General features: G+C 39.9%; 15 protein-coding genes. 1 reads left to right on the top strand and 14 read right to left on the bottom strand.

Going from position 1 to position 16,405, the window contains the following annotated elements; translation table 11 throughout:
* Nucleotides 1-16 precede the first annotated feature (16 nt).
* The 8 genes from MMY79_RS06285 to MMY79_RS06250 all read right to left on the bottom strand — a co-directional run bounded on the left by MMY79_RS06285 (nucleotide 17) and on the right by MMY79_RS06250 (nucleotide 9,592).
* A complete protein-coding gene (locus tag MMY79_RS06285) occupies nucleotides 17-1,168 on the bottom strand; it encodes a sterol desaturase family protein (RefSeq protein ID WP_252612563.1) in 1,152 nt (383 codons plus the stop codon).
* Nucleotides 1,169-1,300: 132 nt separating this feature from the next.
* Nucleotides 1,301-2,191, bottom strand: a complete 891-nt coding sequence (locus MMY79_RS06280) for a LysR family transcriptional regulator (RefSeq protein WP_252612562.1) — start codon at nucleotides 2,189-2,191, stop codon at nucleotides 1,301-1,303.
* Between the two features lie 89 nt (nucleotides 2,192-2,280).
* Nucleotides 2,281-3,636, bottom strand: coding sequence for an MFS transporter (locus tag MMY79_RS06275; RefSeq protein ID WP_252612561.1), 1,356 nt, complete (start codon nucleotides 3,634-3,636; stop codon nucleotides 2,281-2,283).
* Nucleotides 3,637-3,678: 42 nt separating this feature from the next.
* A complete protein-coding gene (gene salA, locus MMY79_RS06270) occupies nucleotides 3,679-4,956 on the bottom strand; it encodes a salicylate 1-monooxygenase (RefSeq protein ID WP_252612560.1) in 1,278 nt (425 codons plus the stop codon).
* Nucleotides 4,957-5,133: 177 nt separating this feature from the next.
* The gene (locus tag MMY79_RS06265; protein ID WP_252612559.1) at nucleotides 5,134-6,507 is read right to left on the bottom strand and encodes a sorbosone dehydrogenase family protein; all 1,374 of its coding nucleotides are present in this window, start codon (nucleotides 6,505-6,507) and stop codon (nucleotides 5,134-5,136) included.
* A gap of 70 nt (nucleotides 6,508-6,577) precedes the next feature.
* Complete coding sequence (locus tag MMY79_RS06260) at nucleotides 6,578-6,988, bottom strand: PH domain-containing protein (protein WP_252612558.1); 411 nt, start codon at nucleotides 6,986-6,988, stop codon at nucleotides 6,578-6,580.
* Between the two features lie 67 nt (nucleotides 6,989-7,055).
* The gene (locus MMY79_RS06255; protein WP_252613455.1) at nucleotides 7,056-8,885 is read right to left on the bottom strand and encodes a DUF1302 domain-containing protein; all 1,830 of its coding nucleotides are present in this window, start codon (nucleotides 8,883-8,885) and stop codon (nucleotides 7,056-7,058) included.
* A 101-nt stretch (nucleotides 8,886-8,986) separates the two neighbouring features.
* Nucleotides 8,987-9,592 carry an alpha/beta hydrolase gene (locus tag MMY79_RS06250; protein ID WP_252612557.1) on the bottom strand — a complete coding sequence of 202 codons (606 nt, stop codon included), beginning with the start codon at nucleotides 9,590-9,592 and terminating at the stop codon, nucleotides 8,987-8,989.
* Between the two features lie 289 nt (nucleotides 9,593-9,881).
* Here MMY79_RS06250 and MMY79_RS06245 point away from each other — a divergent pair, with 289 nt between their 5' ends.
* Nucleotides 9,882-10,892: an AraC family transcriptional regulator gene (locus MMY79_RS06245; protein ID WP_252612556.1), complete on the top strand. Its 1,011-nt coding sequence runs from the start codon at nucleotides 9,882-9,884 to the stop codon at nucleotides 10,890-10,892.
* Nucleotides 10,893-10,990: 98 nt separating this feature from the next.
* On the opposite strand, the gene MMY79_RS06240 is transcribed toward MMY79_RS06245, so the two are convergent.
* The 6 genes from MMY79_RS06240 to MMY79_RS06215 form a co-directional block, all read right to left on the bottom strand.
* Nucleotides 10,991-12,001: a putative sulfate exporter family transporter gene (locus tag MMY79_RS06240; protein WP_252612555.1), complete on the bottom strand. Its 1,011-nt coding sequence runs from the start codon at nucleotides 11,999-12,001 to the stop codon at nucleotides 10,991-10,993.
* Nucleotides 11,994-12,302 carry a Rieske 2Fe-2S domain-containing protein gene (locus tag MMY79_RS06235; protein ID WP_252613453.1) on the bottom strand — a complete coding sequence of 103 codons (309 nt, stop codon included), beginning with the start codon at nucleotides 12,300-12,302 and terminating at the stop codon, nucleotides 11,994-11,996. Before MMY79_RS06235 ends, MMY79_RS06240 begins: the two co-directional genes overlap by 8 nt.
* 14 nt (nucleotides 12,303-12,316) lie before the next feature.
* A complete protein-coding gene (locus tag MMY79_RS06230) occupies nucleotides 12,317-12,973 on the bottom strand; it encodes a DsbA family oxidoreductase (RefSeq protein ID WP_252612554.1) in 657 nt (218 codons plus the stop codon).
* Nucleotides 12,970-14,319 carry an MFS transporter gene (locus MMY79_RS06225; RefSeq protein ID WP_252612553.1) on the bottom strand — a complete coding sequence of 450 codons (1,350 nt, stop codon included), beginning with the start codon at nucleotides 14,317-14,319 and terminating at the stop codon, nucleotides 12,970-12,972. Before MMY79_RS06225 ends, MMY79_RS06230 begins: the two co-directional genes overlap by 4 nt.
* 117 nt (nucleotides 14,320-14,436) lie before the next feature.
* Nucleotides 14,437-15,489 carry a 3-keto-5-aminohexanoate cleavage protein gene (locus MMY79_RS06220; protein ID WP_004791385.1) on the bottom strand — a complete coding sequence of 351 codons (1,053 nt, stop codon included), beginning with the start codon at nucleotides 15,487-15,489 and terminating at the stop codon, nucleotides 14,437-14,439.
* 59 nt (nucleotides 15,490-15,548) lie between these two features.
* Nucleotides 15,549-16,397 carry a TauD/TfdA family dioxygenase gene (locus MMY79_RS06215; RefSeq protein ID WP_252612552.1) on the bottom strand — a complete coding sequence of 283 codons (849 nt, stop codon included), beginning with the start codon at nucleotides 16,395-16,397 and terminating at the stop codon, nucleotides 15,549-15,551.
* Between the last annotated feature and the right edge of the window lie 8 nt (nucleotides 16,398-16,405).

Raw genomic sequence — 16,405 nt, 5'->3', positions numbered from 1 at the left:
GAGGCTGTTTTTTTACTTACTGATCACGCCAAGGTTTCAAAAAGCGTTTTACATATTTTTTAAAAGGCCATGTAAACTGTTTTACAAAACTATTTGGGATTTTATAGCCCACTGTTCCATACACACTTGCCAAATGTTTAGGCATATAGACAGTTTTAAAAATGACATCATAGAGTGGAATAAAAGCAGCGTAGTTTTTATCAATAGCTGGTTTTTCTGAAGAGTGATGCCAATGGTGGAATTCTGGCGTTGCGATAATCCAACGCAAATATGGAAAACGAAAACGTACATTGGAATGAATGAAAATAGCGTGAAATGAAATAAAAACTAAATAAGCAAAAACTGCTGAAGTATGAAAACCCAACAGGAAAATAGGTAATGTCGCAATAAAGCGAGTCATCAGCACTTCTATCACATGCAAACGAGAAGACGCTAACCAATCCATATATTCAGTCGAATGATGAATCGCATGAAAACGCCATAAGAAATTAATTTCATGCATGGCTCGATGTAACCAATACACCGTAAAGTCGACCACAATTAATAGTTCAATAAATTGCAGCCAGATTGGCTGAGCTTGTACATAAGGCACAATTGGATTATCAGGTAGATGTGTAATCCAATATTGAATCGGCATGACCGTTAAAAAACTGAATAATTGAATCCCAACATGGCTGACCATGAAATATTTCATATCGGTCACCCAGCCCACCCTTAATATTTTCTGTTCAGGATTTTTAGCAAAAAAACCTTCAAGGGGAATAAAAATGAACGCTAAAATGAATAAGGTCAGTACAAAATAATCGATACCTGCATAAAACGGTACACTTGGTAAAACGGGTGCCTCAATTACACCACAGCCCAAAACTGCTGCTATAAGTGAAAAACATAGTCCGTAAAAGCCATATCGGTTTTGACGAACAATTGCACTAAATGCACCGAAACTAGCGCTAATAATAATGCCCGTAATCAGGCCATAATAAAAAAGATGATAGTGTTTTGCGTAAAGAGGACGGAGTTCTGGGGTTGTTAATACACTGGGAAATAAAAAACATAATGCACCAAATAGACAAAGTAAGCTGACTGACATTGAAATAAAGGCGCTGATTTTCCCTAAACCTGCGTTCAGTTCTAAATTCTCAAATTTTGCTCTTAATTGATCTGTCATAATTCATATACAATTCTTATTGTGTATAACGCGAATGCTATCAAAATTTAATAATGAATTGGAAAGAACTTTAACTTCACAGATCAAAGCCCTTAATCTGAAAATGAAATTTTAAATAGTTGTAAATAGTTCTTATAAAACTTCAAATATTTGACCGACAGATTGAATCAGCCATTTTCTGGCGATAATATCATCACTGCGATTAAACCAGTTCAAGCTCACTTTAAAAGAATCCATGGCAAAAGGTAATTCAAACATTTGGACATTACCATGCGCTAGATAATGCCGAGCTGCTCGCGACGGTAATGTTACCAACATATCTGAACTCTGCAAAACACCCTGTAAAACACTAAAATGTGGAACTTCTAAACGAATGCGTCGCTTCAAATCCATTGTTTTTAAATATTGTTCAACTTGGATATGTCCTGTCGATGACTTGATGGCAACATGATCTTCTTGCAAATATTGCTCTAACGTCAGTTGCTGCTGTAGCCTCGGGTGGTCAGCTCTAGCAATGCATACATATCTTTCTTCAAATAAAGTACGTGTTTCTATTTTAGGCATTATGGTCTGCGTACTATTAAATACGGCTAGATCTAAAAAACCATCAATAAGCCACTGTTCAACCTTAGACGACTGAATCTCTTCAATCTCAATTTGAATATGGGGCGCTGTTTTCTGCAAAAAAGCGATAAGACTAGGCAAGAGACAAATCTCCCCTGCGTCGGACAGTCCAATTCGGAAAGTTTTATTTGAGTTTTCAGGATGAAATTCCTGTGCTTGAGCAATCGCTGATTCAATATTAAAAATTGCTTGATGAAAAATTGGATAAAGCTCATGTGCAACTTTTGTCGGCTCGACCCCACCTCGACTTCGAGTAAACAACTCGTCATTTAACTGACGGCGTAAACGGTTCAAATTATAAGTCACAGAAGGCTGACTCAAATTTAATTTATCAGCAGCTTTACTAATATGACGAGACTCATAAATGCAGACAAAAACTTTAATCAAACCTAAATCCATGGTTGTGATCCTTTAAATACTCTAAACAAAGACTTTAACTTCTTTGCTTAGAGTTTAGTTCCTTTTACAGGAATAAAAATGCTTAATTCTTATGAAGATATACTTGAATTTAGCATTACACGTTTGGTTCGATTACAAATACTTATGGCAATAACACTTAAGGTTGCCAGCACACAAGGAATGGCTAGCGCGATAAAATTATATTCAATGGGTAGATGCAAACTTAAAAGCCAGCCGCATAAAATCGGACCTAAAATCGCCCCAATACGGCCTACACCCAAAGCCATACCAATGCCGGTACTGCGAATTGGTGAAGGATAAAACTGAGCCATATAAGCCAGCAATAAAATTTGTCCACCGATAGACGCGGCTCCAGCAATTGCAATACAGAGATATAAAATGACCATAGGTAAAGCATAGCTCAGCAAGTAAAGTGAAATTGCCCCCGCTAAGAAGAGTGAACAAATAACTTTACCTAAATGAAAACGATCAGCAAAGTAACCACCACCGATTGTACCCAACATCCCACCTAAGTTTAACGCCAATAAAAAGACCAAACTGGTTGATAAATCATATCCCGCTTCGACCATGAGTTTTGGTATCCAGTTACCGAGCGCATACACCATCAGTAAAGCCATAAATACACTCAGCCAGAAAAACACAGTGACTAAAGCACGATTCTCGGTAAAAAGAGCAACCAAAGGCCGAGCCGCAGTTTGTTGATTTTCTTGATGTAATACGATGCTCGTATGATCAGCTATGTTTTGTTCTGGTGCTAACTGTTTAAGTAAATCACGCACCTCATTCCATTTTTTTTGGCGAACCAGATAATCAATTGATTCGGGTAAAAATTTCCAAATAATAGGTAATGAAATGAGTGGAATACCCGCCAAAATAAACATGATTTGCCAACCAAATTTAGGAACCAACCATATGCCTAAAAGTGCTGAGCTCATGCCACCAATCGCATAGCCGCTAAACATGAGCGATACCAAAGTTGATCGTAATTTCTTTGGGGCAAACTCGGTCATTATGGCAATGACATTTGGCATTACGCCGCCCAAACCTAAACCTGCAATAAAACGATAAATGGCAAACTCTTTAGGACTATTAGCAAAACCACATAACACCGTAAAACCGCTAAAAATGAGGACGCACAACATAATTAAACGCTTACGGCTAAAGCCATAGGACTCTAATTTGTCAGCCAAACTACCGAAAATCATGGCACCAAACATCATGCCAAATAATGCAACACTGCCCAGCAATCCAGCAGTCATACTATCTAACTGCCAATGTTGCATGAGCTTAGGCAATGCAACACCATAAATGACTAAGTCATAGCCATCAAAAATAATAATGAGCGCACTCAGCAAGATCACCCGCCAATGTAATGGCGTTAATCTTGCATTATCAATCAATTGATTTGCATTTAGTTTTTCCATAATTGCTTTCCTTAGCAAATTGTGTGTAAAACAAAAATTTATTTAAATGGTTGCCATTCCTAGTAGGTGTAATTGTTGCTGTGCTTCTGCAACATCCTGTTCTAGATCGTGTTGCCATAACCAATCAAAGCGATGCTCCAGATGTTCGCCAATTTCGGCAAACGTTGGGTACTGAGTTGAATAACACTCATAAATTTCGCCAGACTCACGAGAAGTTTGCTGAACGCGACAAGCACGTTTTAAACGGAGCTTTTCATATATTGAAGACACATCGGCTAACTGATCTGCTTGTAAGCTTTTTGTCGACAATAAGGCCGCAAGGATTAATGCATCTTCAAGACCTTGACCGGCTCCTGCACCTTGATGAGGTAACATTGCATGTGCAGCATCGCCCATGACAATGACATGACCGGAGGTACTTTGATAAGTCGAAAGTTCTTCAATTTCATGTAAGGCCCAAATGGTAGGCTGTTCAATTAAACCGAGTAATGTTTGGCAGCTTTCACTCCAGTCTGAAAAATCGGAAAGCATTTGAGCTTTATCGACAGGCTTAGTCCACGGTGTATCGGCTGATAGTACTGTATCTTCGCGGTTTGAGCAGAAAGCAACGATATTAATTTGCTCCCCCTTACGAATTGGGAACGTTAAAATATGTTTATCTTTACCCAATAACATTTGGGGAATATCTGCTAAATCTGTATCACCATTTACTTGTTGCAAAGCTTCTTTAAATGAAGTGTGAGAAATAATGCCACGATATGCCCAAGTTCCTGAAAAACGTGGATCAACTGGTGGTAAATGATGAGAAGCTAAAACATATTGGCGAGCCACAGAGCGGATACCATCAGCCCCAATCAAATAATCGCACTCATGCTGACTACCATCATTAAAATGCAAAATCACCTGATCATTTTCTTCTTCAATCGCTTCAAGGCGTTTAGAAAAGTGAACATTTTGCGTAGGCATGTGAGGAATAATGGCATCAAGAAAATCAGCACGATGAACAGATGACTGTCCTACACCTGTCGCGATCGATGCAGATAAATATTCATCGGTATAACCATTGCGCCATTGAAACCAAACATCTTGAAATGGTGCAGATACCTTATCTGCAATTGCGTGATATTCGTTGGCTAAACCTAACAGTTCAATCGCTTTGACTGCATTGGCACCAAAAGAAATCCCTGCCCCAATTTCAGAAAACTGAGGTGCAGATTCAAACATTTGGACATCTAAATGGGCGTATTTACTTAAATTACTTGCTAAAGCTAGACCAGCTATACCACCACCGACCACAGCAATTCGAATATGTGTATTCATGTGTTTGTTCCTTAAACATCATTATCGTTTTCACATATTCATTTTTGAGAAGTTGGCTTATAAAGTCCAATTAGTATTTTTTTCGTTCAATTATTTAAAAATTAAATAATAGCCACTTAGGCGAGCCCTTATAAAGACTAAAGGCCGCCCATGCTAATAAATGATCGTTAAAACACTTTATGGTGTACCTGGCGGGGTTCCAATAGCACGTTTCATTGGAGCTTCATAAGTCGTTTCTGCAAATGGCGAAACGCGCCAAATCGTATTACCCACATCATCTGCAACTAACACGGCACCTGAAAAATCAATTGCCACACCCACAGGGCGGCCATACGCTTTGCCTTTATCGCTGAGGAATCCCGTCAAGATATCTTGCGGTGGACCAGAGGGTTGACCACTTCTAAATGGTACAAAAATGACTTTATAACCACTATGAGGCTTACGGTTCCAAGAACCATGCTGACCGATCAATGCCCCTCCTCTAAACTGCGGCATGAGTTCTGCTGCATAAAATGCGAGGCCTAAAGAAGCAGTATGGTTGCCTAGTGCATAGTCAGGTTTAATTGCACGAGCAACCATTTCAGGATTTTGTGGTTTTACTCGCACATCAACATGTTGGCCATAGTAACTATAAGGCCAGCCATAAAAAGCTCCGTCTTGAACTGACGTCATATAATCAGGTACTAGGTCACTACCAATTTCATCTCGCTCATTAACCACAGTCCAGAGTTTGCCATTTTGAGGTTGCCAAGCCATACCATTTGGATTGCGTAGGCCCGTTGCAAATGAACGAGACTTCCCGCTTGCGATATCAAACTCTGTAATTTGTGCTCGACCTTTTTCTTGATCTAGACCATTTTCAGCAACGTTACTGTTAGAACCAACAGTAATGTACAACTTGGTTCCTGCTGGGTTAGCAATCACATTTTTGGTCCAATGGTGATTTAAAGGACCACCCGGTAAGTCCAACACTTTAGTTCCACTGGCCGTAATTTGAGTTTCACCTTCCTGATAAGGAAAACGCACCAATGCATCTGTATTGGCGATATATAAGTTATTACCCACCAATGCCATACCAAATGGAGAATTTAAGTTTTGAAGAAATACCTTTTTCTGGTCAGCGACGCCATCTCCATTGGTGTCACGAAGTAAGCTAATACGGTTTGCACTTGGATGAGATGAGCCTGCACGTCTCATCACAAAAGACATAATTTTACCTTTAATGCCTTTGGTGTCTTCTGGTTTAGGCGGGGCATCCGTTTCAGCAACCAACACATCACCATTTGGTAGTACATAGAGCCAACGCGGATGTTCAAGTCCTTTAGCAAATGCTTTGACCTTTAAACCTTCTGCTGGAGTTGGCATTACCCCACTCGGCCAGCCTTCTGCTGGGGCTATATTAACGGTCGGCAATAGGCTTGATTTAGGTTCAGGAAGTTTTGGTTCTGGCCCATAACTGTCTGTAATTGGATATTGAGAGGATGAAGCGCAACCAGCTAATGTAATTAAAACCGTAGTGCCAAAAATTGGCAGTAAAAAACGTGTCGCCATGGGTTATCTCCATTTATTTTTTGTCGTCATGGAAATAGCGTAATTGATGTTTGCAATTAAACAAGCAACTTTAATAGAGTCTTTTGTTTATGGCTTGAAAAAAACGTTCTTTATCTTTTGGTGAAATCATCACTGAAGTAATTTCTCCATTTTTCATATAATAAATTTTGAGTCGATCTAATGAGAGTGCTGGAGATGAAAGTGGATTATGAGTAGGCTCTATTTGGGTAATATCATCAATATTAATTTTCCATCGGAATACCAAACTCTTAATCATTAAGGTGTTGTTTTCTACCACATAATAAGTATTAAAGATGGGGAGCCAAATAAGAAAAATGATTAAACTATAAATGACGAGATGTGGAAAATTTGAAGCTAAAGAATAATGATGATTTGCTTCATAAATTTTCATAAGAATATTGGCAGTGATAACAACGAATATTAATAAAAGCCACCAATCAATTTTTGATCTAAATTTCAAAAGTTATCCTCCACGTCTAAATCTCATTTATAACGAGTCTTTCTATATTTTTTATAAAATAATTGAACTAAAAATTAGCTTTAAATGTTAATGATAAAAAATCTCGATCATCTATCGTGCTAAATTCATTAGAACCAAAAAAGTTATTATAGGCAATCTCTGTTGTATATTTTTGCTGATAAGTCATAGATAACGCTGCACTTACACTCATTTGCCCTTCTTGAAAGTTTTGGCTATATCCATAAACATCATGTCTAAAACTAAGACTTGGCGTAATCACAGTAGAGGGTAAAATATCTTGATAATTTAATGCGCCACGTAATCGGTAGCCAAATGACCATTCATTAAAAAAACCATTTTTATTACAAAAGCGTTCATTCAAGTTATCTATTTCTGCATTGGTAAGATGAGCTGTACCATACGGCGTACATTTAAAGTCGCCTGTTTCAGGATTATAAGCCCCTGTTGACAGCTCACTACGGCCAAATGCGCCTGTCCGACCAATCCGATGATTACCAATATCTGCAATATGGTTTAAGGCAAACTCTGTAGACCATGTCAGTGAATTCGCGCCCCAAACATTGAATATGCTGTCAGTTGCTCCAACCGAAAATTGTGTTACGGGTAAGCGTACATATCCTTGAATATATTGACCTAATTCAACAGTTTTTCCCGGCGGTGCAAATGGTGTTCCTTCCGATAGCACTTGAGCATAGACAATGTCTGTACCGTTTAGTTGTAAAGGTTGATTAGGTTTGTGGGTTAATTCACTAAAAACGGTTGTTGTTCCAACTTTCCCAGTCAGACTTAATCCAAACATTTTGATATTTTCAGGATAGATCGAAAAATAACTGGCGGTATTAAAATGTTCGGGTCCTGTTGCTGTTACAGCCGTTCCATCAAAGTTTGCATTGCGACTATGGTAGTTCGCATAGTAAATACCTAACTCAGCATTATTTAAACTTGGTAATGTCTGTTTTAAAGCAATACCATATTGGCCATTATCCTTTGCTTTTCTACTTTCTGCACGCGGAATATAGGTACGTAAACGAATTGCGGTATCTGATAATTTATCTCCACCTCCAGCAATCAGAACTGGACCTGCATTTTCGGGCACAAAGTCTGAAATCTCAAAGAAAATTCCGTTACCATCAACAACTGAAGGTCTAAATTTAAATTGATAGAACCCTTCTATTTTCAAATTTTTATTAATGCTTGTGTCGAATGAAAACATTTCGGTTGGAATGATTCTTTCTTTTGCATCACCACCTGGTCGGTTGATTGCGGCAAAATCAAATGCACTTACCGAATTTAACCCGTTTTGGAAAAACTGAGATTTCCCCCAATTTAATGTCTGTTTACCTAATTTTAAATTAATGTTTTTTTCACCATCCAGTTCAAAATCTTTCCATATATAGGCATTCCATAAATCAATACCTTTGAACTTTGCGAGCCTTGGCCACGCTGAATCATTAAAGGGTTTAAAGTCTCCTTGTCCTGTCTCATAGGCATGGTCATACCAATATTTAGTGCTAATAACCGCACCCTGCTGTTTTCCATTTAGCTTAACTTCAGTTATGCCTCTGATGATCTGTGAGATGGTGTCATATTTACTAAAATTCATTCGCCCATCATCACCATTCACATCAATGCTAGCGCCTTGTTTACCTATTTTGTTTGCGTCGGGACGGTAAAGTAATGAAACGGATGGGTCTTGTGTACTCCAACTGGCACCTAGGCTTAATGTCGTTTTTGTCTCGAACTTCCAGTCTTTATCAATATCAAAACTGGCTGCGTTCACTTTAGACATGAAAAAAATCAGACTTAATGAAACACCTATTTTTTGAATATATAAAACGTGATTATTTCTTTGATTTAAATAGACGTAATGACCCATCATATTATCTCCCTATAAATATGATTTTTCTTATTTATTGCTTATTACTCAAAGCCATCCATTGGCTTTAAATGGTTTACATAAGCAAGTATTTTTTTGCACTAGGCTGGTTGTTCAACCTGATCTAACTGTTGAATGAATTGTTCAGCTAAAGGCCAATAGCCAAAGCCAGATGCGGGGTTTAAATGTCCCACTTCACCTAAATTTACGAGTTGACTCCCCCACTTTTCTGCCATTTCACTTACAGCTTCATAACGAGCTAAATGGTCATTGGTGCTTGCAACCAAAATGCTGGGAAATGGTAGTTCTTGATCTGGTAAAGGACTCCATCCTTCTTGATGAAGTACGGTTGGGCTTGGATAATTTTCTGGCCAGCTTTCGTTTAAGTCAGGTGGAGCCACAAGTAGAGCACCCTGAATTGGTCGTTGGTATTTTGCAGCCCAGTGTAGTGTCATCAGCACACCCGCGCTGTGTGCAACCAAAATGACAGGCCCTTGTATTTGTTCGAGTTGTGCCTGAATAGCAGCAACTCTATTTTCACAATTGAGTTTATTGATTTGCACCGGCGGTACAGAGCGAACCTTTGCTAGCTTTGTTTCTAAGATCGTTTGCCAATGCTCGGGAACATGATCGCGTAACCCCGGAATAATTAAAATTGTTGCTTTGGTTTGTATTTTGTCCATTTCGACGCCTGCGAATTTTGCCATCTAGGAGGCACAAGAATTTTTATAAAACTCCATTCACAATAAAGACTCATTTTAGCTAGTGGTGTACATAAGACGTCATGGACTTTTCATTTGACGACACATCTTTTTAAAATTTCGTAAATTAATTAAAATATTTTTGTAATTACAAGTGAGTCAAAAGAATAAGTTTAAAATTGATTCGACATCACGATTAGGCTCTTAAATAAAAGCTTTTGTAATGTGAATATTTTGGTTATAACTAGATATGAGCTGTAAGGAATATGGCTGATTAAGAACAGGAGATAATAAAATGGTCCCTCTTGCGCATACCGCCTCTTTAAAAAATTATTTGGCTGTTGCCCAGCAATTAGCTATTAATCCATACCATTTATTATCACGCGTTGGTCTTAGCCAAAATCAATTGAATGATCTTAAACAGCGAATTCCCGTCGATAAAGCTATTACCTTGCTTGAAGACTCAGCCCAAATGAGTAGCTGCGATGTATTTGGTTTACATATGGCAGAACAGCGCGAAATCGCGGATTTTGGTGAAATTAGCCTTTTATTGAATTATCAACACACATTGAGAGATGCCTTACAAACTATTGTTAGATATAGAAATTTACTCAACAACTCACTTGAAATATATATTGAAGAAATTGAGGATACGGTTGTTATTCGAGAAGAAGTTGTGACCACAACTTGCGGATATAGTCGTCAAGCCACTGAACTTGCTTTAGGAATTACCCATCGTTTTTGTGCAGCGTTACTGATGCAAAAATGGCGACCATTAAGTGTACACTTCACTCATAACCCACCCAGTGATTTAACTCTGCATCGGCGGATTTTTGGCTGTGCGCTAGAGTTTGGTAGTGACTTTAATGGTATTGTTTGTACGGCGGCCGAACTTAATACAACAAACCCTCAAGCAAATCTGGCTATGGCCAACCATGCGCAGCGTTATTTAGATATTTTGCAAAATAGCAATGAATCGACCATGATTTTTGATATTCGTAAAAGTATTTATCTTCTTTTGCCAATGGGTCGCGCTACGATTGATCAAGTCGCTCAAACCCATGGTATTCATGTTCGGACCTTGCAACGTCGTTTAGAAGAAGCTCAGACGAGTTTTAGTGATCTAATGAATGAAGTACGCAAAGACCTCGTATTTCGCTATTTAAAAAATCTAAATTATTCGCTCGCTCAAGTATCGGATATTTTAGGTTACTCGATGCCGAGTTCTTTTACTCGTTGGTTCATTAGCCAATTTGGTATGTCACCAAATATGTGGCGTAATCACAACAAAATCCTACTCAATTAACTTCTCTTTTTTTAAGCCAAATGAAATTACTTAAAATGTAAGGAAGCTCTGGTGAATCATTCTCCCAAAACTTCCTTAGAAAATTTAATGTATTAAAACTAAAACCAGAAATGCATGAGTGCGAGGACTAATGCCACTAAAAAGATGCTTTCGCCGATCATTAAAAGAATCGGTTTAATGCCGACAGACGCTAACTCTTTTAACTGAGTTTTCATCCCTAAAGCACTAATTGCGATGACTAAAAACCAACGTGATAAGTCATTAATTCCATTTTGAACCATCGTTGGTACCCATCCTGTACTGTTAATACAAGCGAGTAGTAGAAAGCCAACAGCAAACCAAGGCAGTAATGGTGGCCGCTCCCCAGTTGAATCTGCTCCTTGCATGCGGGTAATCATGGCTGCACAAACAATCACTGGAAGTAACATTGCCACACGCATGAGTTTAACAACAGTGGCAATATCACCCGTTTCAGTAGACATGCTATAACCAGCGCCGACCACTTGCGCCACATCGTGAATCGTAGCACCAAGAAACACACCAGCCGCTTGTGGCGATAACTCCAACCACTTCGCAATCATCGGATAGACAATCATTGCAAATGTTGAAAGTGCCGACACGCCAATTACGGTAAACAAAGTCGCTTTTTCTTTTTGCGGATGATTTGGAAAAGCAGCGGATAGTGCCAGTGCAGCAGAGGCACCGCAGATTGCCGTGGATCCACCAGTTAACATGCCAAATAGTTTTTGGAAGCCTAAGATTTTAGCGGCAATAACAGAAACGGCGATTGTCACAATAACCAAAGTGACAACTAGCGCAACAGGCTGCCAACCTAGTGCAGTAATTTGCCCCAAAGTAATACGCATGCCGAGTAAGGCAATACCCATTCTGAGCACACTACGTGCGGTAAATTCGATCCCCGCTTTGCATTTACTTTCAGCTGCTAAAAAATTCACGCTCATGCCGAGTAATAGTGCAAATAGCATGACTGGTGCGCCATAGTGCTCTGATAAAAAACAGGCAGCCGCAGCAACGACCGAACTGACCACAAAGCCTGGTGCTAATTCTCTTGTACGCTGGGGAAAATTTTTCAAAACTAAACTACTCATGATTTTCCCCACAACCCATCACAATAAATACCTTGTCCTCGATCACTTCTACGGGATAGGTTGCAACTCTGAGCTGAGCAGAATTAACTAAACAGCCATTTGTTAAATCAAAGCGTAGACCATGGGCACAGCACTGAATCACTTGTCCTTCTAGACGTCCACTAAATAGCGATGCGCCCTGATGAGGACAACTGTCATCGATTGCATAAAACTGAGTCGCAACGTTAAATAGTGCGAGAGTTTTATCTCCAATTTTTAAAAAAGCCCGCTCACCTGAATTCGGTATTTTCTCAAATGGCACTTCAAATCGGTTGATCATATCAATTCTCCTTGTGCCACCATTGCCTCTTGCATCGCTTGATAAAGTGCATCTGCTGATTGCGCGCCAACTAAGGCAGAAGCCCGATCAAAAATAAAGTAAGGCACGCCATTACCTCCTGTACTTGCAGAGATAAAATCTTGATGATCTTGAATAAGTAAATCTTTAATAAGCTCAGGTGAGAAGCCACAACGTTTCGCGATTTTGTATAAAGTGGTGGTATTTCCGATGTCTAGCCCATCATAAAAATATGCAGCAAAGAGTTGTTCTAACAACGCATTGCACTGCTCAGGAGTTCCTATTTTTAAAGCTTTAACAAATAAGCGATGAGCTTTGGCCGTATTTGGCATCCGTTTAATTTGCTCAAAATCGATCTTGAGCCCAACTTTATTTGCAGCTTTATTGACTTGTTCTTGTCTCATACGAACTGCAGTCAAGCTACCTAATCGTTTCAAATAAAATGTTTGAAAAGGTACGCCTTCAGCAGCTAAATCTGGTATGAGCTGAACACCTCGCCAGTGCACGACAACTTTGACTTTGGGGTGAAGCTGATAAAACCTATTTATAGCGATCAGTAACTGACGTTTTCCGATCAAACACCAAGGACAAATAAAGTCAAAAAAAACATCAATGTGTAATTGCCGAATCATCATTTGTTATTCATCCCGCATTTTTGTATTTGGTTACCTGAATGATTTTTAAGCTCAGTTATTCCTTGCTGCTCAAAGCGTGCGATATCTTTGTGATAATGGCGTTTGGCATAAAAAAATACGGCTGCGGCTGCAATACTGACCAATGGCATCAGTTGAAATGCACTGTGTAATCCAATCACATCAGACACTTTGCCAACGACTAAAGGACCAAGAGCTAAACCAAGAAAATTGTTAGCCAAAGTAAGCGTTGCAAATGCAGAGCCATGAACTGAGTTATGTGTAAGATTGGCCACCATGGCGCTAGATGGCCCATTAGTTCCTAGGGCAATAAACATTCCGAGACAAATGAGAAGTAATTGGTTACGTCCCGCAGGCACAGCAAAAGCAATGAATAAAAGAACACAACCGAGCAGGCAGTATGTAATTGCTAAACTGACCTTACGATCTGGACAGTTACGGCCCAAATAATCACACAACATGCCGCATAAGATTGTGCCTACTGCACTACATAGCAAAATGACCGCTGCCATCACACCTGCTTTGTCGGTACTCATGCCGTAATAGCGATTGAGATAACTCGGCATCCAGACAATTACTGTGCCACCAACAAATAGTTGCAGACCACTACCAATGTAAGTGGCAATGATTGAACGACTTGAATATAAAGTTTTTAAAGGGCTTTTAATGTGCTGGGTTTTACTACGAATTTTATTTTGAGGTACTGCGTTTATTCTGTTTTCTTTCACTAAAATTGGATATAGAAAAGCCAAAACAAGACCAAATAAAGCAATGCCTCCAAAAGCCCAACGCCAACCGAAGTGCTGTGCAAGTACACCACCTAAAGCCACACCCAAAAATGAACCAAATACGCCGCCCGCCATAAAAGCACTGGCGAGTGTTGCACGCATCTCCCTCGGAAAAACAGCCACAACCACCGCGATTCCAACGCTGCCATAAGCAGCTTCACCCACACCAACCATAAAACGAGCAATAAACATTTGCTCGTAGTTTTCAGCAAGTGCACATCCTAGAGTCGCCAAACTCCATAATGCAGCCATAATGGCCAAGCTTTTAACTCGCCCAAAACGGTCTGCCATTAAAGACAACGGCAGAGTCAATAAACCCACCATTAACGCGACAATGCCACTGAGCAAACCTAACTGGCTATCGCTGAGCAACCACTCATTTTTAAGTAAAGGAAAGACTGCGTTTAAGACTTGTCTGGACATGTAATCTGAAATGAGCAAACCAAATGTCAAAGCAAAAACAAGCCATGCATAACGACGAGGTATACTGATTGACGTATCAACATCGCTCATCTGATCTGAATACTGATGTGCATTCATACGACCTCCTTGTATTTTTTATAATTTCTATTTAGCTAGTGCAGCAACGCACTTTTAAAATTAAAGCGAATAAACTGCACTACAATTGAGGTCTACATTCCGTTAGACCTTGTCACATTAGTTACGCTGTGGCACGCCCTTTTGTCCTGCTTTACGGTTGGGTGCCATACCATTTGCGATTAGAGTTTCTTCAATACTGTTGTATTGCACCCCAATACGATAAATTTCACGGGCTTCTTTTCCTGAGGCAATTTCACGGCCTAATTCATGGGCAATCCGAACGGTTTGCTTAATTTGCTCTACAGATGAAAAACGGCGTCCGTGATGATCAATAATCGTGTCTTCGTTACCCACACGAGCATGTAAACCCATTGCCATCGACATGGTGTTAAAAGGCAATACATTTTTGAGCAGAGACTCAGATGTCAAAGTACATCCATCGGGTACGCGATGAATAAAATTAAAGAAATTAAATGGGTTTGGACCATCAAAACCGCCACCAATTCCAATCCAAGTTAAGTTTAAAGGCCCCATATACAAACCTTTACGTACCATACGTTCTAGGGTTTCAAGTCCGTGCATACCCGTTAACTGAAAGTGCGGTTGAATATTGTTTTTGCATAAACGTTTAATATGTTCGGTAACCCATGCAGGCCCTGCTGGCACAGTCATCTCTGCATATGCTGCCTGAGTCGCTGGATGTGCCAATGAAGTCCCTTCTAAATATTCAGGATAGAGCAATTCCATAATATTCATTTGTGTGGTGTTAATTGCCACAGTGACCTGATCGGGCTTTGGTGTGAGTTCAGCCAACATATGTCGGGTGTCATCACTTAGCCATAAAGCCGCTTCACCTTCACTCTCTGGTGCAAATGAAATCGAACCACCCACCTGAATAATCATGTCAGGCACAGCTTCACGAACACCTGCAATAAGCTCATTAAATTTTGACAAGCGTTTAGAGCCTTTCCCATCAAGCTCACGGACATGTAAATGCAGCACCGTCGCGCCTGCTTCATAGCACTCAACCGCTTTTTGTATTTGCTCATCCATGGTCACTGGAATATCTTCTGGAAAGTCTTCCGGCATCCATTCGGGTCCATACGGCGCAACAGTGATTACCACTTTTTCCATATTTTCCGGGTGCAATGAGTCGTCAAAGAATTGCATGCGCATCTCCATATATTTTTTAGAATTTTCAATTAGATAAAATTATTTAGCCTATAGATTTAATAGGTTGCATCACCAATAATGCCGGCCCGTTCCATTTTTCGGTGGCAAGGTGGATAATCCATGACTGCATAATGTTGTGTACTGCGGTTATCCCAGATCGCAATGCTGTTAGGCTTCCAGCGCCAACGCACTTGAAACTCAGGAATATAGGCTTGAGAAATTAAGTAACGTAATAGTTCGGCTGCGCCCGGATTGGCATCTTGTCCAAATCTGACTCGCTCTTTGGTGTGATAGTTACTGAAGTGGGTCGTAAACGCGTTTACATATAAAACTTTTTCGCCTGTTTCAGGATGAGTACGTACCACTGGGTGCTCAGCATCGGGGAACTTTGCTTTTAAGTCTAAGCGCTTTTCAGGTGGCATTGCCGCCCCAAAACTCGCTTCTATGCTGTGATAAGCACGTAAGTCAGCAATCTTATCCTTAATATCGTTAGGTAAAGACTCATAGGCCATGACCATATTGGTCCACATAGTATCGCCACCTACTGGTGGGCATTCAACACAATGCAACACACATCCCATCGGTGGAACCTTGCGCCAACTCGCATCACTGTGCCAAGCATTTTCATAACGATCGACGGGGCTTTCAGGGTTTTTATAAATCTGGACTAAACCTGGATGATCAGGATGACTGCCTACTGCGGGATGATCTTCGAGCTGTCCAAATTTTTCAGCAAATGCGACATGATCCTGACGGGTTAAATGCTGATCTCGCAAGAACAACACACGGTGTTTAAGCAGTTCTGTACGAATTTCAGAAAATAAACCATCATCATAAATCGCATCAGCGAGCTTTACTCCACTAAGCTCTGCACCAATATTGCAAGTTAACTGTTCAATTTGCATAAGAAATC

It is taken from the genome of Acinetobacter sp. XS-4, assembly GCF_023920705.1.
Classification (GTDB): Bacteria; Pseudomonadota; Gammaproteobacteria; order Pseudomonadales; family Moraxellaceae; genus Acinetobacter.
This window is presented reverse-complemented; position numbering and strand designations above follow the sequence as displayed.